The sequence below is a fragment of the Pseudoxanthomonas sp. SORGH_AS_0997 genome (genome assembly GCF_031453535.1).
Taxonomy (GTDB): Bacteria; Pseudomonadota; Gammaproteobacteria; order Xanthomonadales; family Xanthomonadaceae; genus Pseudoxanthomonas_A; species Pseudoxanthomonas_A winnipegensis.
The window spans coordinates 1,465,602-1,489,020 of the sequence record NZ_JAVIZI010000001.1; the positions used below are offsets into that span (position 1 = coordinate 1,465,602).

The window sequence follows — 23,419 nt, forward strand, 5'->3', positions numbered from 1 at the left end:
TTCGACGATGCAAACGCTCACCCGCTGCCTGCTGTTCACCGCCCTGGCCGTGTCCGGCGCCACCCCGCTGCTGGCCCATGCCGCCGACGAGGCGCATTGCAAGTTCTCCGAGCCGCGCAAGCTCGATCTGGACCTGGCCGGGGCCAAGTCGGTGTTGTTCAAGGTCGGCTCCAACGACCTCAAGCTCAAGGCGTCGGCCGGCGCCTCCGGCGCGCTCTCCGGACGCGCGTGCGCGGCCAGCCAGGACCGCCTCAAGGACCTGACCCTGACCCAGCAGCGCCAGGGCGACAAGCTGGTGGCCAGCCTGGCCGAGGACCGGCCGCTGCGCTTCTCCATGGGCGAGAGCTATACCTACCTGGACATCAGCGGCACCGTGCCCGCCGATGTGCTGGTGCAGCTGGACGTCGGTTCGGGCGATGCCACGCTGGACGGCGCCAGGGCGGCCAGCGCCGATGTGGGTTCGGGCGATGTGGAGCTGCGCGACATCGCCGGGCCGGTCACCGCCAAGGTCAACTCCGGCGATCTGAAGCTGCATGGCGCTGGCAGCCTCAGGCTGCTCTCGATCGGCTCGGGCGATGTCGAGGGCGATCGCATCGGCGGCGCGGTCGAGGTCGGCGATGTCGGTTCGGGCGACCTGACCCTGCGCCAGACCGGCGCGGTGACGGTGAAGTCGATCGGCTCGGGCGACGTCGGCCTGCGCGGCGTGTCCGGGAACGTCGAGGTCGGCTCGATCGGCTCGGGCGACCTGCGCGTGGATGACGTGCGCGGCAACTTCACCGTCCACAGCGTCGGCAGCGGCGATGTCGACACCGGGCACGTCAGCGGCACGGTCAGCGTCCCCAAGGACCGCTGAACTCCACATCCACTTCCTGCAAGGAACCATCCGCCATGAAGATGTCCCCGTTGCGCGTGATGCTGAGCACCGGCGTGCTGATCCTGGCCGCCTGCCAGCCGGCCACGAACGGCCTGGCCGAGGCCCAGAAGGGCCTGGAGAAGGCCTCGGCCGAGATGGAAGACAGCAAGGGCGAGCTGGCCAAGGCCCAGGAGAAGCTGGCCACCGAGAACTTCTCGCTGAAGGACGATGGCAGCCACCTGCCCAAGGCCGAACTGACCCCGGACGGCGAACTGCTGATCGAGGGCACGCCGGTGCCGATGAACGCCGAGCAGAAGGCGCTGGGCCGGGCCTATCGCACGCAGATCCAGAGCGTGGCCCGCGACGGTATCGCCATCGGCCTGGAAGGCGCCAAGCTCGGCATCGACGCCGCCGCCAGCGCGCTCAAGGGCGTGCTGTCCGGAAAGTCCGACGATGAGATCAGCAAGCAGACCGAGGCCACCGTCAAGGAGAAGATCAAGCCACGCGTCCAACAGCTGTGCGCGCGCATGCCGGCCCTGCTGCAGGCGCAGCAGGCCTGGGCCGCGGCCCAGCCGGAGTTCCGGCCGTACGCGACCATGGACGAAAGCGACGTCAAGGACTGCATGAACAAGCAGGACTGGGACTTCTGACGACAACGCGGCCGCGATGGGCAAGGGCGTCACGGGGCACGGTGCTTACAATGCGCCTCATGTCCAGATTCCTTCGCCCATCCCTGCTCGCGGCCGCGGCCGCGCTCGTCCTGACCGCCTGCGGTAATGGCGGCCAGCCTTCGGCCCGCGCCGAGCGCATGAAGCCGGCCACCTCGGTGACCACGATGGAGGTCATCCTGCGCCAGTCGCCGGGCGCGCCGGTGGGCATCGGTCCGGGCGGGACGCTGAAGATCGACGACGTGGTGCTGCCGCAATCGTCGGAAAAGACCGCCGAGCTGCAGCACTACTTCGGCCAGCTGCAGATGCGTCGTCAGCAGGTGCTCGACCAGCTGCAGGCCAGCGGCGGCAAGCCGGTCACCATCGCGCCCGACGCGCAGCTGCGTACCCTGCAGCAGCAGCTGCTGACGGATTTCCCCGAGCTGCGCGCCTACTCGGCCAGCATGGAGACCATCCGGCTCGAGGCCCGCTGAGTCGGCGGTTCCAGGGGCGCTGACAGACGCCCGATCCAAGACCTGCCAGCACGCCGGCAGGGGCAGCGCAGTGCGTGGCACGCCGTTCTTCGGCGGCCTCATCTAGCAGTTGAAATCGACACGTAAAGCCCACCGCACGTTCCCGATCGAGGAGAGCGCGATGCTCAAGGTTTGCCGTTTTCCTGTCCTGGCCCTCTGCCTGGGCGCCGCCCTGTCCGCCGCCGCCGGGGTGCCTGCCGCGCGTTCGGTGACCCCGCGTTTCGAACCCGGCGCCTGTCCGGCGACGGTCGCCAGGGACGAGCGCATCGACTGCGGCGTGCTGATCGTTCCTGAGAACCGCCAGGCCCGCCAGACCCGGCCGATCCGCCTGCCGGTCATGATCTTCCGCAGTACCGCCGCCGCGCCCGCGCCGGATCCGGTGGTTTACTTGCCGGGCGGACCGGGCCTGAGCAGCGTGGAAGGCCGGGTCTCGGGGAAAGGCAATCCGTTTCTCGCCGAGCGCGATCAGATCCTGCTCGAGGGCCGCGGCAACCTGTACGCCGAGCCGTCGCTGGCGTGCCCGGAACTGAACACCTTGCGCGCCTCCGCTGCGGCTTCGGCAGCGCAGACCGCGGCCGCGGCGCGCTGCCGTGCGGCCCTGTCCGCGGCGGGCATCGATCTGGACGGCTATACCTACGCGCAGACCGCCGATGACCTGGAGGACCTGCGTCGACTGCTGGGTATCGCGCAGTGGAATCTGATCGGCTATTCCTCCGGCACTCGCCTGGTGCAGACCGTGCTGGCGCGCCATCCGCAAGGCGTTCGCAGCGCGATCCTCGATTCGGTGCTGCCGATCGACATCCACTACGACGAAATGGCGACGGCCGCGCTGCAGCGCGCGCTCGATCTGGTCTTCGATGGCTGCGCGAGCGAGCCGGCCTGCGCGACGCGCTATCCGCGGCTGCGGGAGCGTTTCGCATCGCTGGTCGCGCAGGCCGATCGTCAGGGCATCGCAGGACCCGACGGCCAGGCGCTGCGCGGGCGCGAGGTGGTGGACGCACTCGCCAGCGCGCTTCAGCAGCCTGCGAAGATTCCGACGCTCCCGCGCCTGATCTCCGAAGCGGCGGACGGCCATCCGCAGGCACTGCTGGCGTTGCGCGACCAGACGCCCTCGCGCTTCAACTGGGGGCTGCGCCTGTCGATCTGGTGCAGCGAGGAAATGCCGTTCGAGTCGCCGCAGCGCATGGCCGCGCAAGTCTCGCCCGCACTGGGTCTGGGCAGCTTCGACGCCCGCACCACCACGCCCGAAACGTGCGCGGCCTGGCATGTCGCCGCTGCCGATGCTACCGCCAACGCGCCGGTCCGTAGCGAGGTGCCAACGCTCATCCTGGCCGGCGAATTCGATCCCGTCACGCCGCCGGCCTGGGGGCGGCGTCTGTTGCGGACCTTGCCCAACGCGCGATTCGTCATGGTCCCCGGCCAGGCGCACGGCGCCATGTTCAATCGCTGCGGCGGGCAGCTGACCCTGGCGTTTCTTCACGACCCCAGCGCGGCGTTGGACCTGGATTGCATCGCGAAGTCGCCGGGCCTGTCGTTCGCAACGGATTGAATGCCCCGATCGAGGGCAAAGCGGATAGCGCCCGCCGGACCGCGGCCCGTCCGAAGCCGCAACGCGCATCCAACGCGATCTCGATCCTGCGAAGAACAAGAAAAAAGCCGGCGAATACGCCGGCTTCTTTCATCGCGCGCGAGACGCAGGGCGAATCGCGCACAGAAGACGCGACCTCAGCCGCCGCCGCCGCCCGGCTTGCCGTGGATGCCGCCCTTTGCCAGCGCCGCCGGATCGAGCAGCGGCTTGAGCTGCGCCTCGCTCATCCCGGTGACCTCGATGGCCACCTCCATCACCGGCCGGTTCTGCTTGTAGGCCTGCTTGGCGATGGCCGCGCCCTTCTCGTAGCCGATCACCGGATTGAGCGCGGTGACCAGGATCGGATTGCGCTCCAGCGCGGCGCGCACGTTGTCCTCGCGCACCGTCAGCCCGGCGATGGCCGAGTCGGCCAGCAGGCGCGAGACGTTGCTCAGCAGCTGCACCGATTCGAGCAGGTTGGCGGCGATCAGCGGCAGGGCGACGTTGAGCTGGAAGTTGCCGGTCTGCCCAGCCACGGTGATCGCGGTGTGGTGGCCGATGACCTGCGCGCAGACCATCACCGTGGCCTCGGGGATCACCGGATTGACCTTGCCCGGCATGATCGAGCTGCCCGGCTGCAGGGCGGGCAGTTCGATCTCGCCCAGGCCGGCCAGCGGGCCGGAGTTCATCCAGCGCAGGTCGTTGGCGATCTTGATCAGCGCCACGGCCAGCGCATTGAACTGGCCGGAGAGTTCGACCGCGTCGTCCTGCGCGGCCAGGCCCTCGAACTTGTTGGCGGCGCTCTCGAACTTGACCCCGGTCTGCTCGCTCAGCACTTTGGCCACCTGCTTGCCGAAGCGCGGATCGGCGTTGATGCCGGTGCCGATGGCGGTGCCGCCCAGCGGCAGCCGGCGCAGGCGCCCCAGCGCATCGGCGATGCGGTCCTCGGCCGAGGCCAGCTGCGCGGCCCAGGCGCCGAACTCCTGGGCGAAGGTCAGCGGCATGGCGTCCATCAGATGGGTGCGGCCGGTCTTGACGATGCCGCCGGCCGCGTTGCCGCGCGCGGTGATGGTCTTGCGCAGGTGCTTGAGCGCCGGCAGCAGGTCCTCGACCACGGCCAGCTGCGCGCTGACGCGGATCGCGGTGGGCACCACGTCGTTGGAGCTCTGCCCCAGGTTGACGTGGTCGTTGGGATGCACGGCCTGCGCCGCCTTCTTCGCCCCCTCGCCCTTGCCGCCGGCGCGCGAGGCCAGGTTGGCGATGACCTCGTTGGCGTTCATGTTGGACGAGGTGCCCGAACCGGTCTGGTAGATGTCGATCGGGAAGTGCGCATCGTAAGCGCCGTCGGCCACCTCCAGCGCGGCCTTGCGCACCGCCTTGGCGGTGGCCTTGGGCAGCAGGCCCAGCTCGGCGTTGACCTGCGCGGCGGCGGCCTTGATCAGCCCCAGGGCGCGGATGAAGCCGCGCGGCATCGGCCGGCCGGAGATGGGGAAGTTCTGCACGGCGCGCTGGGTCTGCGCACCCCACAGGGCCTCGGCGGGCACCTGCAGCTCGCCCATGCTGTCGTGTTCTAGACGGACCTTGTTCGACATCAGCGTGTTTCCTTCTGTTTCGAGGGCTACGGCTGGCACGCGCGTGTTCCGCAGCGGCTGGCTGGACGCGGCGAAGGATACGCCCCGGGGCGTGACCCGGACGGGACGGGTAAACTGTGCGGCCCACCCGCCACGCCTGGCCTGCGCGCACCGCGCGCCGGCGTCCGCCCCCCGCTTCTTCCTTCGCCAGCCTGACGCAATGACCAACGCCTCCCTGCTCGCCCTGTCCCCGCTCGACGGCCGCTACGCCACCAAGGTCGACGCCCTGCGCCCGATCTTCTCCGAGTACGGCCTGATCCGCGCCCGCATCAAGGTCGAGGTGGAATGGCTGCTGGCCCTGGCCGCCGAGCCGGGCATCGTCGAACTGGCGCCCTTCTCCGCCCAGGCCATCGCCCGGCTGCGCGCGCTGGCCGAGGACTTCAGCGTCGAGCAGGCCAAGCGGGTCAAGGAGATCGAGCGCACCACCAACCACGACGTCAAGGCCGTGGAGTACTTCATCAAGGAGCAGTTGGCCGGCGACGCCGAGCTGGGTCCGGCGCTGGAATTCGTGCACTTCGCCTGCACCAGCGAGGACATCAACAACCTGTCCTACGGCCTGATGCTGCACCAGGCCCGCCAGCAGGTGCTGCTGCCGGCGCTGGAGGGCATCGCCGCCACGCTGCGCGCGCTGGCCCACGCCCAGGCCGACCAGCCGATGCTCTCGCGCACCCACGGCCAGACCGCCTCGCCGACCACGCTGGGCAAGGAGATCGCCAACGTCGTGGCGCGCCTGGAGCGGCAGATCCGCCAGCTCGGCGCGGTCGAGCTGACCGCCAAGATCAACGGCGCGGTGGGCAACTACAACGCCCACGCCATCAGCTACCCGGAGGTTGACTGGCCGGCCTTCGCCAAGGGCTTCGTCGAGCGCCTGGGGCTGGTGTTCAACCCCTACACCACCCAGATCGAGCCGCACGACAACGTGGCCGAGCTGGGCGATGCCGCGCGCCGCGCCAACACCATCCTGATCGACTTCTCGCGCGATGTGTGGGGCTACATCTCGCTGGGCTACTTCAGGCAGAAGCTCAAGGAAGGCGAGATCGGCTCCTCGACCATGCCGCACAAGGTCAACCCGATCGACTTCGAGAACGCCGAAGGCAACTTCGGCGTGGCCAATGCGCTGTTCGAGCACTTCAGCGCCAAGCTGCCGATCAGCCGCTGGCAGCGCGACCTGACCGACTCGACTGTGCTGCGCGCGCTGGGCACGGCCTTCGGCCACACCCAGGTGGCGCTGGACTCGCTGGCCAAGGGCCTGGGCAAGCTGACCGTGGCGCCCGAGCGCCTGGAGGCCGACCTGGACGCGGCCTGGGAAGTGCTGGCCGAGGCCGTGCAGACCGTCATGCGCCGTCATGGCCTGCCCAACCCGTACGAGCAGCTCAAGGCCCTGACCCGTGGCCAGGGCATCACCGCCGAGTCGATGCGCGCCTTCGTCGAGACCCTGGACCTGCCGGCGCAGGACAAGGACCAGCTGCGCGCGCTGACCCCGGGCCGCTACACCGGCCTGGCCGCGACCCTGGCCCGCCAGATCTGACCCCTGCCGCGGGGGCCGATGCCGAGCCACCGCCGCGATCGGGCGCCAGCGCCATGCGGCTGCTGATCAACATCGACGTGCCAGACCTGGACCGCGCGCAGGCGCTGTACAGCGCCGCCTTTGGCCTGAGACCCGGACGGCGCCTGGGCGAAGGCGTGCTGGAACTGCTCGGCGCGGCCGTGCCGATCTACCTGCTGCAGGCCTCGGCCGGCACGCCCGCGGCGGCCGACCGGCCGCGCGACTACGCGCGCCACTGGACGCCGCTGCACCTGGACGTGGTGGTCGACGATCTGGCCGAGGCCCTGGCCCGCGCCGAAGCGGCCGGCCTGGTGCGCGAAGGCCAGGTGCGGCAGGCCGACTGGGGCCGCATCGCCACCCTGCACGACCCGTTCGGCCATGGCTGGTGCCTGATCCAGTTCAGCGCTCAGGGCTACGCGGCGATCGCACGCTGAGCTTGCTAGGCTCCGCCCTCCCGCAAAGGAGGAGGCGTTGGATCATGCGCGCGATCCGGACCATGGTGACGATTGGACTGATGCCCGGAATTCTGGCACTGACGGCCTGCGGCGGCGCCTCGCCCAGCTCCTCGCCCACCGCTTCGCTCGCCGCGGCAGCGCAGACCCTGGTCGATCCTGCCAGCGGCGCGCAGTGCGGCGGCAAGGACCTGCGGCTGACCCGCGACCGCGCCAGCATGGTCATCGACGGGGCCTGCGGCGCGGTGGTGATCACCGGCTCGCACGTCGAGCTCAACCTGAGCCAGGCCCAGTCCCTGCGCGTGGAAGGCCACGACATCACCGTGCTCAACGAAAAGCTCGGTCAGGCGACCGTGACCGGCCAGCGCAACACCCTCAACCTGACCCAGGTCGACCTGGTCCAGCTGGAGGGCGACGACAACGTCGTGCTGGCCACGCGGATCGGCAGGATCCGCTTCCTGGGCAATGGCAATACCCTCAATCCGTCCGGCAAGCCCGCGGTGGAAGACCGCGGCCGCGACAACAAGGTGCTGTAAGCGCCGGGCAATCGCGGGACAATGCGCGTCTTCCGCCGCCCGTCGGCACGCCCAGGCCCGCCGCCATGCCCTCGCCTGCTTCCCCGTTCGCCCGCGCGCTGTATCTGACGCTGTTCGTGGTCGGCAGCGCGGTGCCGCTGCTGTGGTTCTGGCCCTGGCTGAATGTGCACGGCCTGGACCTGCCGGCGCTGGTAAGCGAGCTGTTCTCCACGCGCGTGGGCGGCTTCGTCGGGCTGGACGTGCTGTGCGCCGCCGTGGTCCTGCTGGTCTGGATGCAGCTGGAGCACCGGCGCCTGCCGGTCCGGCGCGCCTGGCTCGCGGCGCTGGCCACCTGCTGCATCGGCGTGTCCTCCGGGCTGCCGCTCTATCTCTATCTGCGCCAGCGCACGCTGGACGCCGCCGTTCCGACTTCCTGACCCGATCCGACCCCACCATGTCCAAACGCATCACCCCGCCTGCACGCGCCCCGCACGCCCTGCCCATCGAAGTCGACGCCGGCGGCCGCTCGCTGCTGGGCATGTCGCCACAGGCCTTCCTGCGCGACTACTGGCAGAAGCGCCCGCTGCTGGTGCGCAACGCCTTCCCGGGCTTCGTCTCGCCGATCGAGCCCGGGGATCTGGCCGGGCTGGCCTGCGAGGAGGCGGCGCTGTCGCGCCTGATCCAGCACGACCGCGCCCGCGATGGCTGGAGCGTGCGCAGCGGGCCGTTCGAGGAGGCCGAGTTCCCGGCCATGCCCGACCACGACTGGACTCTGCTGGTGCAGGACGTGGACAAGTGGGATCCGGACATCGCCGCGCTGCTGGAGGCCTTCGACTTCCTGCCGCGCTGGCGCATCGACGACATCATGGTCAGCTTCGCCGCGCCCGGCGGCTCGGTCGGCGCGCACGTGGACCAGTACGACGTGTTCCTGCTGCAGGCCCATGGCCATCGCCGCTGGCAGATCGATGCCTCGCCCAATCCGCCGCTGGCCTTCCGCGACGATGTCGACCTCAAGCTGCTGCGCCGCTTCAGCGCCAGCCACGACTGGGTGCTGGCGCCGGGCGACATGCTCTACCTGCCGCCGGGCGTGCCGCACAACGGCGTGGCCGAGGACGCGTGCCTGACCTTCTCGGTCGGCATGCGCGCGCCCTCGGCCGCCGAGCTGATCGGCGACTACCTGGACACGCTGGTGGCCGATGCCGACGAGGGCATCCGCTACCAGGACCGCGATTTGACCGTCCCGGTCGATCCCTTCGAGATCGATGCGGCGGCGATGGGCCGGGTGGTCGAGGCGCTCAACGCGCTGCGCATGAACGATCCGGACCGGCTGGGGGAATGGTTCGGCCGCTTCATCACCACCTACCGCAGCGCCGGCACCGCGGCTGTGCCCGAGCACGCCCCGGACCGGGCCGAGGTCGAGGCCGCCCTGGCCCAGGGCGCGGTGCTGCAGCGCCACCCGATGACGCGCATGGCCTGGCGCCGGGCGCGCAAGGGCGCGGTGCTGTTCGCCAGCGGCCAGGCCCTGCCGATGCCGCTGCGCGATGCCCGCCTGCTGGCCGCCGCCGAGGTCCTGGACCAAGCGGCATATCAGACCTTGGGCGAAGCCGGCCGTGCGGCGACATCGGTTCTGGTAAGTTCCGGCCATTACCTGCTGCCAGGAAGCGATGAGGATGACCACGACTTCGACACCGACTGACTTCACGCTGCGACCGGCCTCGTTCATCGCCGACCGCGAGGCGCTGCGCTGGGTGCGCGAGGAGGTGTTCGTCGCCGAACAGCACATCCCGCCGGATACCGAGTGGGACTCGCTGGACCCGGCCGGCGACCACCTGCTGGCGATCAGCTCGACCGGCGCGCCGATCGGCACCGCGCGCCTGACCCCGGACGGCCGCTTCAGCCGCCTGGCGGTGCTCAAGCCCTGGCGCGGCCGCGGCGTCGGCGAGGCCCTGCTCAAGGCCATGATCGACAAGGCCCGCGCCAACGGCTGGAAGGACCTGACCCTGTACGCGCAGGTCGCCAACGAGGGCTTCTACACCCGGCACGGCTTCGTCTCCATCGGCGAGCCCTTCGACGACGTCGGCATCCCGCACCAGTTCATGCGCCTGAAGCTGCGCGACTGAGCGCGCCATGCTGGTCGAGCGCCAGTCCGAGGCGGTCGAGGCCATGCTCGCCCTGGCCGCCACCACCCGCAGCCTGCTGTGCTGCTACACCCGCGAGCTCGATCCCGGGCTGCTCGACGCCCCGCCGGTCCTGGAGGCCCTGCGCATGCTGGCGGTACGCCAGCGTGGCGTGGAGATCCGCCTCCTGATGCAGGACCTGGAAACGCCGCAGCACGCCGGCTCGGCCCTGATCCCGCTGGCCCAGCGCCTGCCCACCAGCTTCCAGCTGCGCCTGGTGACCGAGCCGGTGGACCGGGTCTATGCCGCCGCCTTCGCGGTCAACGACACCGGCGGCCATTACTTTCGCCCGCTCGGCCATCGCATCGAGGGCGAATTCGAGCCCGACGCCCCCGGCCGCAGCCGCCAGCTGCGCGAGGCCTTCGCCCGCTACTGGGAACGCGCCCGTCCCTGCACCGAGCTGCGCGCGCTTGGCCTGTGAAGCGCCTGTGCAGGGCCGCAACGCGGGGCCCGCGGCAATGTCCCGCATAGTGGGTCATTGTCGCCACGCCGCGCCGCTGACACCGGACACACGCCGGTGAGATTCAGGCCCACGCCTATACTTTGATGGTTGCGCCGCATTGGTGCGCGTCGGACCTGCCAAAGCGGGCGACGCGACCGCCGCGCCCGCCTTTCCAACCCACAAAACGACGCCTCAAGGCCACCATCGTGGACAATCTTCTCAAGCAGTTCGTGCAGTCCTCCCAGCTCAACGGCGGCAGCGCCGCCTACGTCGAAGACCTCTATGAGCAGTACCTGGTCTCGCCGGACAGCGTGGATCCCAAGTGGCGCGCCTATTTCGACGGTTTCAAGGGCCGCGAGGCCGGCGATGTGCCGCATTCGGCGGCCATCTCGCACATCACCCAGGCCGCCAAGCAGGCCGCCAACGCCGCCAACGGCGCGGCGCCCTCCGATGAGCGCGAGCGCCACGTCGGCCGCCTGATCACCGCCTACCGCTCGCGCGGCCATCTGAACGCCCGCCTTGATCCGCTGAACCTGACCGAGCCGGTCAACCCGCCCGACCTGACCCTGGACTGGCACAACCTGTCCGAGCGCGATCTGGACAGCGAGTTCAGTACCGGTGGCGTGGGCGGCCAGCCGCGCATGGTCCTGCGCGACCTGGTGGCGCGCCTGAAGGCGACCTACACCGGCTCGATCGGTGCCGAGTTCATGCACATCCCGGACTTCGAGCAGCGCCGCTGGCTGTACGAGCGCCTGGAGACCGCCGGCGGCCAGTACGGCCTGGACGCGGACACCCGCAAGCGCACGCTGGAGCGGCTGACCGCGGCCGAGGGCCTGGAGCGCTACCTGCACACCAAGTACGTGGGCCAGAAGCGCTTCTCGCTGGAAGGCGGCGACTCGCTGATCCCGATGCTGGACGTGGTGCTGCGCCGCAGCGGCGGCGACGGCATGCGTGACATCGCCGTGGGCATGGCCCATCGCGGCCGCCTCAACGTGCTGGTCAACACCCTGGGCAAGAACCCGCGCAAGCTGTTCGACGAGTTCGAAGGCAAGTTCGAGCACGCCCACGACGACCGCGCCCACACCGGTGACGTGAAGTACCACATGGGCTTCTCGGCCGACGTGGCCACGCCCGGCGGCCCGGTGCATCTGGCGCTGGCCTTCAACCCCTCGCACCTGGAGATCGTCGACCCGGTGGTCGCAGGCTCGGTGCGTTCGCGCCAGGAGCGTTACCACGACACCGAGCGCAGCCACGTGCTGCCGGTGCTGATCCACGGCGACGCCGCCTTCGCCGGCCAGGGCGTGGTGATGGAGCTGTTCCAGATGTCGCAGGCGCGCGGCTTCGCCATCGGCGGCACCGTGCACATCGTCATCAACAACCAGGTCGGCTTCACCACCAGCGCCCGCGACGACGCGCGCTCGACCCTGTACTGCACCGACGTGGCCAAGATGGTCGGCGCCCCGGTGCTGCACGTGAACGGCGACGACCCGGATGCGGTGGTGTTCGCGGCCAACCTGGCCTACGAGTTCCGCCAGGCGTTCAAGAAGGACGTGGTCATCGACCTGGTCTGCTACCGCCGCTGGGGCCATAACGAGGCCGACGAGCCGGCCGCGACCCAGCCGCTGATGTACCAGGTCATCCGCAAGCACAAGACCACCCGCGAGCTCTACGCCGAGCGGCTGGAGAAGGACGGCGTGATCGGCGCCGATGACGCCAAGGCCATGGTCGACGCCTACCGCGACAAGCTGGACTCGGGCGCCTACACCACCGAGCTGGCCAAGCCCGAGCGCGATCCGCTGGCCATCGACTGGTCCAAGTACCTGTCGGGCAAGCTGTCCGATCCGGTCGACACCACGGTCAAGCTGGACAAGCTCAAGCAGCTGGCCAAGGTCATCAACACCATCCCGGAAGGGGTGAGCCTGCACGCGCGCGTGGCCAAGATCTACGAGGACCGCGCCAAGATGACCGAGGGCGAGCTGCCGGGCGACTGGGGCTTCGCCGAGAACCTGGCCTACGCCACCCTGCTGTCCGAGGGCAACACCCTGCGCCTGGTCGGCCAGGACTCGGGCCGCGGCACCTTCTTCCATCGCCACGCGATCCTGCACGACCAGAAGACCGACAGCTACTACCTGCCGCTGCGCCAGCTGGTGGACGACCCGCAGGACGCCACCGTGATCGACTCGCTGCTCAGCGAGGAGGCGGTGATGGCGTTCGAGTACGGCTACTCGACCACCGATCCCAACGCGCTGTGCATCTGGGAAGGCCAGTTCGGCGACTTCGCCAACGGCGCGCAGGTGGTGATCGACCAGTTCATCGCCGCCGGCGAGGCCAAGTGGGGCCGCATCACCGGCCTGGCGCTGTTCCTGCCGCACGGCTACGAAGGCCAGGGCCCCGAGCACAGCTCGGCGCGCCTGGAGCGCTTCCTGCAGCTGTGCGCGCTGGAGAACATGCTGGTGTGCGTGCCGACCACTCCGGCCCAGTGCTTCCACATGATCCGCCGGCAGATGCGCATGACCACGCGCAAGCCGCTGATCGTGATGACGCCCAAGTCGCTGCTGCGCCACAAGCTGGCCGTGTCCACGCTCGAGGAGCTGGCCGAGGGCGAGTTCCAGCACCTGATCCCCGACGCCAAGGCCGATGCGAAGAAGGTCAAGCGCGTGGTGGCCTGCTCGGGCAAGGTCTATTACGACCTGCTGGAGGATGCGACCAAGCGCGGCCAGGACGACGTGGCGATCCTGCGCGTGGAGCAGCTCTATCCGTTCCCGCGCGAGCTGCTGGCGGCCGAGCTGAAGAAGTACGCCAACGCCACCGACGTGGTGTGGTGCCAGGAAGAGCCGCAGAACCAGGGCGCCTGGTATCAGATCAAGCACCATCTGCAGGCCTGCCTGGCGCAGGGCCAGTCGCTGCACTACGCCGGCCGCGCCCGTTCGCCCTCCCCGGCCGCCGGCCACATGGCCGAGCACGTGGCCGAGCAGCAGCAGCTGGTCGCCGACGCGCTGGTCAACACCTTCGGCAACGACCTCGTCGCCGAATAAGCCTTTCACCCTTTCGATCAACACTCCAGAAATCCCTAGGACGCTCCCGCATGGCCACCGAAGTCAAAGTTCCGGTCCTTCCCGAATCCGTTTCCGACGCCACCATCGCCAGCTGGCACAAGAAGGCCGGTGAGGCCGTCAAGCGCGACGAGAATCTGGTCGACCTCGAGACCGACAAGGTCGTGCTGGAGGTGCCCTCGCCGGTGGACGGCGTGCTCAAGGAAATCAAGTTCGCCGAGGGCGACACGGTGACCTCCTCGCAGGTCCTGGCGATCATCGAGGAAGGCGCCGCCGCGCAGGCCGCCCCGGCCAAGCCGGCCGAGGAAGAGGTCAAGCCGGCCGCCAAGTCCGAGGCCCCGGCCAAGGCGCAGGCCCCCGCCCCGGCCAAGGCCGAGGCGCCCAAGGCCGCCGCCGGCACCGACAACCTGCCCCCGGGCGCGCGCTTCACCGCCATCACGCAGGGCGTGGATCCGGCCCAGGTGGAAGGCACCGGCCGTCGCGGCGCGGTGACCAAGGAAGACATCGTCAAGTTCGCCGCCGGTGGCGGCGTGGGCAAGGCCGCCGGCGCCCGTCCGGAGGAGCGCGTGCCGATGACGCGCATCCGCAAGACCATCGCCAAGCGCCTGATGGATTCGAAGAACTCCACCGCGATGCTGACCACGTTCAACGAGGTCAACCTGGCCAAGGTCAGCGCGGCGCGCAAGGAACTGCAGGACGAGTTCCAGAAGGCCCACGGCATCAAGCTCGGCTTCATGAGCTTCTTCGTCAAGGCCGCCGCCAACGCGCTGCAGCGCTTCCCGCTGGTCAACGCCTCGATCGACGGCGAGGACATCGTCTATCACGGCTACAGCGACATCTCCATCGCCGTGTCCACCGACAAGGGCCTGGTCACCCCGGTGCTGCGCAACGTCGAGCGCCAGTCCTTCGCCGAGGTCGAACAGGGCATCGCCGACTACGCCGCCAAGGCGCGCGCCCGGCAAGCTGGGCCTGGACGATCTGCAGGGCGGCACCTTCACCATCACCAACGGCGGCACCTTCGGCTCGCTGCTGTCCACCCCGATCGTCAACCCGCCGCAGAGCGCCATCCTGGGCATGCACGCCATCAAGGAGCGCCCGATCGCCGAGAACGGCCAGGTCGTGATCGCGCCGATGATGTACATCGCCCTGTCCTACGACCACCGCATCATCGACGGCAAGGACTCGGTGCAGTTCCTGGTGGACATCAAGAACCAGCTGGAGAACCCGGGCCGGATGTTGTTCGGTCTGTGAGAGCCGGGATTGGGGATTCGGGATTGGGGATTCGTAACAGCGTCCCCGTCCTACTCCCCTCCGGCTTTTACGAATCCCGAATCTCCAATCCCGAATCCCGAATCCCGTGAGCGAATGAAATGAGCGAAACACAGCAATACGACGTCGTCGTCATCGGTGCCGGTCCGGCCGGCTATCACGCGGCCATCCGCGCCGCCCAGCTGGGCATGAAGGTCGCCTGCATCGATGCGGCGCTGGGCAAGGACGGCAAGCCTGCCCTGGGCGGCACCTGTCTGCGCGTGGGCTGCATCCCCTCCAAGGCGATGCTCGACTCCTCGCGCCAGTTCTGGAACATGGGCCACCTGTTCGGCGAGCACGGCATCAGCTTCAAGGACGCCAAGATCGATGTGGCCACCATGGTCGGCCGCAAGGACAAGATCGTGAAGCAGTTCACCGGCGGCATCGGCATGCTGTTCAAGGCCAACAAGGTGACCCCGTACTACGGGTTCGCCCAGCTGCAGCCGGGCAACCTGGTCAAGGTCAAGCAGCACGACGGCAGCGAGGTCGAGCTGCAGGGCACCAACGTGATCCTGGCGCCGGGTTCGGATTCGATCGAGCTGCCGTTCGCCAAGTTCGACGGCGAGAACATCGTCGACAACGTCGGCGCACTGGACTTCACCGAGGTGCCCAAGCGCCTGGCGGTGATCGGCGCGGGCGTGATCGGCCTGGAGCTGGGCAGCGTGTGGAAGCGCCTGGGCGCCGAGGTCACCATCCTGGAGGCGCTGCCGGACTTCCTGGCCGCCGCCGATGCCGAAGTGGCCAAGGCCGCCGCCAAGGAGTTCAAGAAGCAGGGCCTGGACATCAAGCTCGGCGCCAAGGTCAGCGCGACCGAGGTCACCGGCAAGGGCAAGAAGAAGGAGGTGGTGGTCACCTACACCGACGCCTCCGGCGAGCAGACCCTGACCGTGGACAAGCTGCTGGTGGCCGTGGGCCGTCGCGCCGCGACCAAGGGCGTGCTGGCCGAGGGTACCGGCGTGCAGCTCAACGAGCGCGGCCAGATCGTGGTCGACGAACACTGCCACACCGGCGTGGACGGCGTGTGGGCCATCGGCGACTGCGTGCGCGGCCCGATGCTGGCGCACAAGGGCTTCGAGGAAGGCATCGCGGTGGCCGAACTGATCGCCGGCCTGCCGGGCCACGTCAACTTCGACACCATCCCGTGGGTCATCTACACCGAGCCGGAGATCGCCTGGGTCGGCAAGACCGAGCAGCAGCTCAAGGCCGAGGGCGTGCCGTACAAGGCCGGCAGCTTCCCGTTCGCCGCCAACGGCCGCGCCGTGGCGATGGCCGAGCCGGCCGGCTTCGTCAAGGTCCTGGCCCATGCCGAGACCGACCGCGTCCTGGGCATGCACCTGGTCGGCGTCAACGTCTCCGAACTGGTGCACGAAGGCGTGCTGACCATGGAGTTCAGCGGCTCGGCCGACGACCTGGCCCGCATCTGCCACGCCCACCCCTCGCTGTCCGAGGTGGTGCACGACGCCGCCATGGCAGTGGGCAAGCGGGCGATTCATAAGGCGAACTGAAGTCGGGATTGGGGATTCGGGATTGGGGATTGGCGAAAGCACGTCCCTGCTCCTGGATCTCCTCCCGCACCACCGCGCCGGGCACACGCCCGGCGTCTGCTTTTACAAATCCCCAATCCCTAATCCCGAATCCCCGATGAAAAGCATCTGCGTCTACTGCGGCTCCAACGCCGGCGCCAAACCCGTTTACGTCCAGCGCGCCACCGAACTCGGCCAGCGGCTGGCGGCCGAAGGCCTGCGTCTGGTCTACGGCGGCGGCAAGGTCGGGCTGATGGGGGCGGTGGCCGATGCGGTGCTGGCGGCCGGCGGCGAGGTGGTCGGCGTGATTCCGCAGCAGCTGGTGGACTGGGAAGTGGCCCATCGCGGCCTGACCCAGCTGGAGATCGTCGGCTCCATGCACGAGCGCAAGGCGCGCATGTTCGACCTGGCCGATGGCTTCATCACCCTGCCCGGCGGCTTCGGCACAATGGAGGAGATCTTCGAGATGCTGACCTGGCGCCAGCTGGGCATCGGCAACAAGCCCTGCGCGTTTCTGGACATCGACGGCTTCTACCAGCCGCTGATCGCGATGATCGACCGCATGGTCGAGCAGCGCTTCCTGCACGCGGCCCAGCGCGCCGATCTGTGGCACGGCGAGGAGATTGATGCGCTGTTGGGGTGGATGCGCGACTACACGCCGGCGCAGGCGAGCAAGTGGATCGATGAGAAGCGCCGCGAGGCACTGCGGTAAGCAACAGGCGCGTAGCGACGCGTTCATCAGACTGGAGCACAAGGGCTGTTGCGGCGCGGATCGACGAGAAACGCCGCGAGGCACTGCGGTAAGTAACAGGCGCGTAGCGACGCGTTCATCAGACTGGCGCACAAGGGCTGTTGCGGCGCGGATCGACGAGAAACGCCGCGAGGCGCTGCGGTAAGTAACAGGCGCGTAGCGACGCGTTCGTCAGACTGGCGCCCAAGGGTCGTTGCGGCGCGGATCGACGAGAAACGCCGCGAGGCGCTGCGGTAAGCAACAGGCGCGTAGCGACGCGTTGATCGGATTGGCGCCCAGGGCCTGTTGCGGCGCGGATCGACGGAAAGCGCCGCGGGCGCTGCGCTGAGCCAAGGCAATGGAGGCGTCAGGCCACGGGCCTGTCGATCTACGTCTCCGCGCGGCGCTGTCGCATCGCCTCCCACCAGCGAGGATTCCGTGAGCGCGATCACGCTGCGGATCGCGGCCGCGGATGGACGGCAGAAGGCATGCGGATTGACGGTGCGCGCCGCCTACGCAGCGCCACCAAAGGCCTCTACAATCCTGCGCAGGGGACAGGTCAGGACACAGGGTATGGCGCGCATTCTCATCGTCGACGATTCACCGTCGCAGCTGCTGGGCATCCAGCGCATCGTGGAAAAGCTGGGACACACGTGGATCACCGCCGAGGATGGGGTGCAAGGGGTCGAGGTGGCCAAGCGCGAGCTGCCCGACATGGTCCTGATGGACGTGGTGATGCCCAACCTCAACGGTTTCCAGGCCACCCGCCAGCTCAGCCGCGAGCCCACCACCAAGCACATCCCGGTGATCCTGGTGACCACCAAGGACCAGGACACCGACCGCATGTGGGGCATGCGCCAGGGGGCCAAGGCCTATCTGACCAAGCCCTTCTCCGAGGATGAACTGTCCGAGGTCATCGAGCGCATCCTCAGCGCCGCGCGCCAGCCGCCGACCTCGGCCGCCTGACGCCAGCCGGCAGGCCGGCCATCGCGAAACACGAAACGGGCGCCCTGAGGCGCCCGTTTCGCATTCTGGCTCGACGAGGGCGTGGGTCAGCTGTCGGCGAAGGCCTTGGCCAGCTTCTCGTAGGCCTTGCGCTGGGCCTCGGTGACCGCGCGTGGCGCGGTGATCTCCAGCTCCACGATCTGGTCGCCATCGGGCGGACCAGGCAGGCCGCGGCCGCGCAGGCGCAGCTTGCGCCCGGCGTCGGAGTCCGGCGGGATCTTCAGCTCGACCGAACCGCCCAGCGTCGGCACGCTCACCGTGGCGCCCAGCGCCGCCTGCCAGGGCGTGACCTGCAGGACGTGGATGATGTTGCGCCCGTCCACTTCGAACTGCGGATCGGCCGCGTACTCGATCTCCAGCAGCAGGTTGCCGCCGCCGTTGCCCTGCCCGCTCAGGCGGATCGCCTGGCCGGGCTTGATGCCCTTGGGCACGCGCACGTCCAGCTGCTTGCCGTTGACGGTCACGCGGATGCTGCTGCCCTCGTAGACCGCCTTGAGCGGCACCGACAGCTTGGCGCGGGTATCGCCGCGCGGCGCCTGGCCGCTGCGGAAGCCCGGACCGCCGCGTGCGCGCTGGCCGAACAGGTTCTCGAAGAAATCGCTGAAGCCGGCACCGCCGCCCCCGGCGCTGCCGAAGACTTCCTCGAAGTCGAAGCCCTGGCCGCCGTAGCCGCCGCCGAAGTCCTGCGGCTGATATTCCTGCCCGGGCCGATAGCCGCGCGCGCGCAGCTGATCGTAGGCCGCGCGCTTCTCCGGATCGCGCAGGGCCTCGTAAGCCTCGTTGACCGCCTTGAAGCGCTCCTCGGCATCGGCCTCCTTGCTGACGTCGGGGTGGTACTTGCGCGCCAGGCGGCGGTAGGCGGTCTTGATCTCCGCCTCGCCGGCCGTGGGTTCCACGCCAAGCGTCTGGTAGTAGTCCTTGAATTCCATCGTACCTCCGCAAGAAAGCCCGCGGCTTGGCAGCCGCGGGCCCGATCCTGGCCACGATGCGGCAAACACCGCATCGCGACCGGTTCATGGGACCCGCGCGGAACGCGGGCCGGGGTACAGGTTACTGGATCGACCCGACCTGGATGCGACGCGGCGCGGCCTCGGGCCGCTTGGGAATCACCACTTCCAGCACGCCGTTGCGACCGGTGGCGACGATGCCTTCGGCGTCGGCGGTTTCCGGCAGGGTGAAGCTGCGCGCGAACGCGCCGTGGCGACGCTCCTGACGGGTGAAGCGGGCGTCCTCGCCGGCCTGCGGCGCGGCACGCTCGCCGCGGATGCTCAGGACGTTCTTGTCCATCTGCACCTCGATCGCCTCCAGGTCCACGCCCGGCAGGTCGGCGAAGATCACGAAGCGGTTGGCCTCTTCCTTCACGTCCACGCGCGGGGTCCAGCCCACGCTGTCGGTGGCGGCCTGGCCGGCCTGCGCGAAGCGGTCCAACACGCGTCCCAGTTCGAGCTGGCCGGGGCGGACGGGCCAGCCTTGATAGCGCACGAAATTCATCATGAATGTCTCCGATTGGATGGCCGCAGACGCGACGTGCGTGCGGCAGGGGCCCGTGGCCTCCGTGACCAACAGATAAGCGCCGCACGCGGCTTTTCAAGGGTTTTGACGCCGCCTTCCCACGGCCCTGCCTAGGGTACGGTTCACGCGGCCGCCCTCCCGCGCCTCCGAAGCTCCCATGACGATCCAGATCGGCGATCCCATCCCCGAAGTCATCCTGACCCGCATCCGCCAGGGCGTGGAGAAGGTCGACACCCCGACCCTGTTCGGCGCGCACAAGGTCGTGCTGTTCGCGGTCCCGGGCGCCTTCACCCCGACCTGTTCGGCGCGCCATCTGCCTGGCTTCATCGAGCACTTCGACGCATTCCGCAAGCGCGGCATCGAGGTGTATTGCGTGTCGGTCAACGACGCGTTCGTGATGAAGGCCTGGGGCGAATCGCTGCACGTGCCCGAAGGGCTGCAGCTGCTGGCCGACGGCAGCGGCGACTTCGCACGCGCGCTGGGCCTGGAGCTGGACCTGGGCGCGCAGGGCATGGGCCTGCGCTCCAGGCGCTACGCGCTCTACGCCGAGGACGGCGTGGTCAAGCAACTCTGGGTCGAGGAGCCCGGCGCGTTCGAGGTCTCCTCCGCCGACTACGTGCTGCAACACCTTCCCGACTGATCCTTCCCACCGCACATCCATCAAGCGAGGCAAGCCAATGTCCAAGACATCAGCCACCAAGTTCAACCACACCTCGGCCGCCGACCTGGCCGATCGCGAGACCCTGCGCGCCAACGCGCGCAAGAAGCTCGAGGACGGCGCGATCACCGATTCCTATACGGCCGACCGCAAGGAGGTCGTCAAGCTGCTCAACGAGGCGCTGGCCACCGAATACGTGTGCGTGCTGCGCTACTACCGCCATTACTTCATGGCCAAGGGCATGCTGGCCGACGCGGTCAAGGCCGAGTTCCTGGAGCACGCCAAGCAGGAGCAGGACCACGCCGGCATGCTGGCCGAGCGCATCGTCCAGCTCGGCGGCGAGCCGGACCTCAACCCCGACACCCTGACCGCGCGCTCGCACGCCGAGTACAAGGAAGGCAGCGACCTGCGCGACATGGTCAAGGAGAACCTGATCGCCGAGCGCATCGCCATCGACAGCTACCGCCAGATGATCAACTACATCGGCGACAAGGACACCACCACCAAGCGCATCCTCGAGCGCATCCTGGAGCAGGAAGAAGAGCATGCCGATGAGTTCGCGGACATGCTGGAAGGGTGGATCGGGAAGTAAGGCTGGGGCCAGGGGCCAGGGGCCAGGGGCCAGGGGCCAGGGGCCAGGGGCCAGGGGCCAGGGGCCAGGGGCCAGGGGCAAATCGTATCGCCGGCTCTGGCTTCAGCAAGCACCTCCTGCGAGCAAATTGACTTCGCACACAGACGCCGGGCATCGCCCGGCGTTTGCTTTAGGACATACCGCAAATCCCGGAGTGCGCGCCCGGACGACCAGCTCCGGCCCTGCCCCCTGCCCCCTGACCCCTGCTTCCCTACCGCAGCACACGGAACCGCAGCGTGCTCCACGCGCCGCTGTCGGCCAGCGCGGTCAGCGTGTGCTCGCCCGGCTGCTCGAAGCCATGCTCGAAGCTGCGCGCGCCACGGGTCAGGCCGATCCAGCGCCCGTCGAGCAGCCACTGCACCTCTGTCTCGGTGCCCAGGGCGCGCAGGCGCACGCTGGCCGGCTTGTCGCTGCCCGGCGCACGCGCCAGCGTGGCGCCGTCGTTGAGGCCCTCGATGCGCAGCGCGGCGCTGGCCTCGCGTCCATCCGGCGCGCAGTCCGGCGCCAGCGGCGGCAGCTGGGCGGCGCGGCGTTCGGCCACGCTCAGCCAGGGCGAGGCCAGCGCCGGCCAGCGCGCAATGCTCGCCTCCTGCGCCGCATGCGGCCGGGTGCATTCGGCCGACAGACGCTGGCCGCTGGCGGCATCGCGCTGGAAACTCTCCCGCCCGGCGCGCCAGAGCCGCGCGTCGCGCTCGGCGAAGGTCGGCGGCACGTTGCCGTCCAGCGTCCAGGCCTGCATCCGGCGCTGGCACAGCTGCGGCGCCTGCGGGTCGGGCGGCAGGCCAAGCGGCCAGCACACCTCGACCTGGGCCACATTGGCCGGCGGCGCCACGGCCGCCGCATCGCCACGGCTGCGCGGAAGGCTGTCGATCACCTCGAACATCAGCGGCAGCGCGGTCACCGCCCCGTACTGGCCCGGCAGCGGCGTGCCGTCCGGCCGGCCGACCCACACACCGACCGTATAGCGGCGCGTGCCGCCGATCGCCCACGCGTCGCGGTAGCCGTAGCTGGTGCCGGTCTTCCAGGCCACGCGCGGGCGGCCACCAGTGTCGAAGGTGCCCACGCTCTCGCCGGGCCGTGGGTTGTCCTGCAGCACCTGGCGGATGATCCAGGCCGCGCCCGGCGAGAGCAGTCGACGGTCGGACGCCGGGTCTTCCGGGCGATAGCGCACGCGCCCAGCCAGCCCGTCGCGGTTGAATGCGGCGAACGCGCCGACCAGGTCCTCCAGGCGCGCGCCGGTGCCGCCCAGGATCATCGCCAGGTTGGGCACCGCCCCGCGCGGGAAGCGCAGCGCGATGCCGCCGTTGGCCAGCCGCGCGGCGAAGCGCGTCGGGCCGACGTGATCCAGCACGTCCACCGCCGGCACGTTGAGCGACAGGCGCAGGGCCTCGGCCGCGCCGACCGGCCCGTTGAAGGCGGCATCGAAGTTCCCTGGCCGGTAGCCGCCGAAGCCCTGCGGCGCATCGATCAGCAGGCTCTCCGAGTGGATCAGCCCATCGTCCAGCGCCAGCCCGTACAGGAAGGGCTTGAGCGTCGAGCCCGGCGAACGCCAGGCCTGCACCATGTCCACGTGGCCCAGGCGCTTGTCGTCGCCGAACTGGACCGAGCCCACATAGGCGCGCGCCTCCATCGTCGTGTTGTCCACCACCAGCAGCGCCGCCGAGGTGCGCTCCGGCAGGTTGGAGAAGTAGGCGGTGACGCGCTGTTCCAGCGTGCGCTGCAGGTCGGCGTCCAGCGTGGAGACGATGCGCGCGGCGCGCGGCTGCTGCTGGTGCAGGCGCTCGGCCAGCAGCGCCGCGCTCAGCGGCGGCTGCAGGGCGCGTGCGACCACCGGTTCGATGCGGGCATCGTCCACCTGCGCCTGGGTCCACACGCCGAGGGCGACCATGCGCGCCAGCACCTTGTCGCGCGCCGCCCGCGCGGCCTGCGGATGGCGGTCCGGACGCAGCCGGCTGGGCGACTGCGGCAGCACCGCCAGCAGCGCGGCCTCGGCATGCGACAGCCGCGCGGCCGGCTTGCCCAGGTAGGCCCAGCTGGCGGCCTCCACGCCCTCGATGGTGCCGCCGAACGGGGCGCGCTCCAGGTACAGGTCGAGGATCTGCCGCTTGCTCAGGTGCGCCTCCAGCTGCAGGGCGCGCAGCAGCTGCTTGGCCTTGCCCCAGGGTGTGCGCGTGTGCGGGTCGAGGATGCGCGCGACCTGCATGGTGAGCGTCGAGCCGCCCGAGACGATCTGCCCGCGCCGCAGCATCTGCCCGCCCGCGCGCAGCAGTGCCCACGGATTGACGCCCGGATGCCGCCAGAACCAGCGGTCCTCATAGGTCAGCAGCGCCTGCAGGTACAGCGGCGAGACGCCCTCGGGCGAGGCCGGATAGCGCCACACCCCATCGCGATCGGCGAACGCCCGCAGCGGCGTGCCGTCGCGTGCCACCACCAGCGTGCTGGTATCGCGCGCCTTGGGCAGCGGCGGCGGGAAAGCGAAGTCCAGGATCAGCAGCGCCACCAGCACAGCGACGGCCGTCCAGCGCAGCCAAGGAAGTCCGCGACGCAGCACGCGACCAAGCGTCGCCATGAAGCTCCCACCGCCCTCTCCCGGCGCGGTCATGGGACGCGCGCCCTTCGGATCGGTGCGGCCGCGC

At 69.6% G+C, this 23,419-nt stretch carries 21 protein-coding genes and 1 pseudogene; 18 read left to right on the plus strand and 4 right to left on the minus strand.

Annotation, left to right across the window (positions count from 1 at the left end; translation table 11 throughout):
- Positions 1-7 precede the first annotated feature (7 nt).
- The 4 genes from QE438_RS06650 (at position 8) to QE438_RS06665 (ending at position 3,582) form a co-directional block, all read left to right on the plus strand.
- Positions 8-853: a hypothetical protein gene (locus QE438_RS06650; protein ID WP_306991608.1), complete on the plus strand. Its 846-nt coding sequence runs from the start codon at positions 8-10 to the stop codon at positions 851-853.
- Positions 854-888: 35 nt separating this feature from the next.
- Positions 889-1,503 (plus strand): hypothetical protein, encoded by a 615-nt coding sequence (locus QE438_RS06655; RefSeq protein WP_306991606.1) that lies wholly within the window; start codon positions 889-891, stop codon positions 1,501-1,503.
- A gap of 59 nt (positions 1,504-1,562) precedes the next feature.
- On the plus strand, positions 1,563-1,994 hold the full coding sequence (locus QE438_RS06660; RefSeq protein ID WP_130522772.1) for a hypothetical protein: 432 nt from the start codon (positions 1,563-1,565) through the stop codon (positions 1,992-1,994).
- A 109-nt stretch (positions 1,995-2,103) separates the two neighbouring features.
- Positions 2,104-3,582 carry an alpha/beta hydrolase gene (locus tag QE438_RS06665; protein ID WP_307183988.1) on the plus strand — a complete coding sequence of 493 codons (1,479 nt, stop codon included), beginning with the start codon at positions 2,104-2,106 and terminating at the stop codon, positions 3,580-3,582.
- Positions 3,583-3,758: 176 nt separating this feature from the next.
- Here the strand turns inward: QE438_RS06665 and QE438_RS06670 are convergent, their stop codons facing one another.
- On the minus strand, positions 3,759-5,192 hold the full coding sequence (locus tag QE438_RS06670) for a class II fumarate hydratase (RefSeq protein WP_306991601.1): 1,434 nt from the start codon (positions 5,190-5,192) through the stop codon (positions 3,759-3,761).
- Between the two features lie 199 nt (positions 5,193-5,391).
- Between QE438_RS06670 and purB the strand changes: the two genes are divergently transcribed.
- The 12 genes and pseudogenes from purB to pilH all read left to right on the plus strand — a co-directional run bounded on the left by purB (position 5,392) and on the right by pilH (position 17,943).
- Entirely contained in the window at positions 5,392-6,759 is a 1,368-nt protein-coding gene (gene purB, locus QE438_RS06675; RefSeq protein ID WP_306991599.1) for an adenylosuccinate lyase, read from the plus strand.
- Positions 6,760-6,812: 53 nt separating this feature from the next.
- Positions 6,813-7,211 carry a VOC family protein gene (locus tag QE438_RS06680; protein WP_306991597.1) on the plus strand — a complete coding sequence of 133 codons (399 nt, stop codon included), beginning with the start codon at positions 6,813-6,815 and terminating at the stop codon, positions 7,209-7,211.
- 80 nt (positions 7,212-7,291) lie between these two features.
- Positions 7,292-7,765 (plus strand): DUF3060 domain-containing protein, encoded by a 474-nt coding sequence (locus tag QE438_RS06685; protein WP_306991595.1) that lies wholly within the window; start codon positions 7,292-7,294, stop codon positions 7,763-7,765.
- Between the two features lie 65 nt (positions 7,766-7,830).
- The gene (locus QE438_RS06690; protein WP_306991592.1) at positions 7,831-8,181 is read left to right on the plus strand and encodes a DUF2834 domain-containing protein; all 351 of its coding nucleotides are present in this window, start codon (positions 7,831-7,833) and stop codon (positions 8,179-8,181) included.
- Positions 8,182-8,282: 101 nt separating this feature from the next.
- Complete coding sequence (locus QE438_RS06695) at positions 8,283-9,440, plus strand: cupin domain-containing protein (protein WP_306996110.1); 1,158 nt, start codon at positions 8,283-8,285, stop codon at positions 9,438-9,440.
- Positions 9,415-9,864, plus strand: a complete 450-nt coding sequence (locus QE438_RS06700; RefSeq protein WP_165394515.1) for a GNAT family N-acetyltransferase — start codon at positions 9,415-9,417, stop codon at positions 9,862-9,864. Before QE438_RS06695 ends, QE438_RS06700 begins: the two co-directional genes overlap by 26 nt.
- Positions 9,865-9,871: 7 nt before the next feature.
- Positions 9,872-10,342 carry a hypothetical protein gene (locus tag QE438_RS06705; RefSeq protein WP_306991590.1) on the plus strand — a complete coding sequence of 157 codons (471 nt, stop codon included), beginning with the start codon at positions 9,872-9,874 and terminating at the stop codon, positions 10,340-10,342.
- Between the two features lie 227 nt (positions 10,343-10,569).
- Entirely contained in the window at positions 10,570-13,398 is a 2,829-nt protein-coding gene (locus QE438_RS06710; protein ID WP_306991588.1) for a 2-oxoglutarate dehydrogenase E1 component, read from the plus strand.
- 50 nt (positions 13,399-13,448) lie between these two features.
- Positions 13,449-14,667, plus strand: a pseudogene (gene sucB / locus QE438_RS06715) (dihydrolipoyllysine-residue succinyltransferase).
- Between the two features lie 119 nt (positions 14,668-14,786).
- Entirely contained in the window at positions 14,787-16,229 is a 1,443-nt protein-coding gene (gene lpdA, locus QE438_RS06720; RefSeq protein ID WP_130532136.1) for a dihydrolipoyl dehydrogenase, read from the plus strand.
- 136 nt (positions 16,230-16,365) lie between these two features.
- The gene (locus tag QE438_RS06725) at positions 16,366-16,959 is read left to right on the plus strand and encodes a TIGR00730 family Rossman fold protein (protein ID WP_130522782.1); all 594 of its coding nucleotides are present in this window, start codon (positions 16,366-16,368) and stop codon (positions 16,957-16,959) included.
- A gap of 591 nt (positions 16,960-17,550) precedes the next feature.
- Complete coding sequence (gene pilH / locus QE438_RS06730) at positions 17,551-17,943, plus strand: twitching motility response regulator PilH (RefSeq protein WP_130522786.1); 393 nt, start codon at positions 17,551-17,553, stop codon at positions 17,941-17,943.
- A gap of 86 nt (positions 17,944-18,029) precedes the next feature.
- Here pilH and QE438_RS06735 read toward each other — a convergent pair whose 3' ends face one another.
- Together QE438_RS06735 and QE438_RS06740 are read right to left on the minus strand one after the other, a co-directional pair.
- Positions 18,030-18,911: a DnaJ C-terminal domain-containing protein gene (locus QE438_RS06735; protein ID WP_130517876.1), complete on the minus strand. Its 882-nt coding sequence runs from the start codon at positions 18,909-18,911 to the stop codon at positions 18,030-18,032.
- Positions 18,912-19,032: 121 nt separating this feature from the next.
- A complete protein-coding gene (locus tag QE438_RS06740) occupies positions 19,033-19,473 on the minus strand; it encodes an Hsp20/alpha crystallin family protein (protein WP_306996108.1) in 441 nt (146 codons plus the stop codon).
- A gap of 178 nt (positions 19,474-19,651) precedes the next feature.
- On the opposite strand from QE438_RS06740, the gene QE438_RS06745 reads away from it, so the two are divergent.
- Positions 19,652-20,134: a peroxiredoxin gene (locus QE438_RS06745; protein WP_130517873.1), complete on the plus strand. Its 483-nt coding sequence runs from the start codon at positions 19,652-19,654 to the stop codon at positions 20,132-20,134.
- Positions 20,135-20,171: 37 nt separating this feature from the next.
- Positions 20,172-20,744, plus strand: a complete 573-nt coding sequence (locus tag QE438_RS06750; RefSeq protein WP_130517870.1) for a ferritin-like domain-containing protein — start codon at positions 20,172-20,174, stop codon at positions 20,742-20,744.
- A 250-nt stretch (positions 20,745-20,994) separates the two neighbouring features.
- Here QE438_RS06750 and pbpC read toward each other — a convergent pair whose 3' ends face one another.
- Positions 20,995-23,352: a penicillin-binding protein 1C gene (gene pbpC, locus QE438_RS06755; protein WP_306996105.1), complete on the minus strand. Its 2,358-nt coding sequence runs from the start codon at positions 23,350-23,352 to the stop codon at positions 20,995-20,997.
- Positions 23,353-23,419 lie beyond the last annotated feature (67 nt).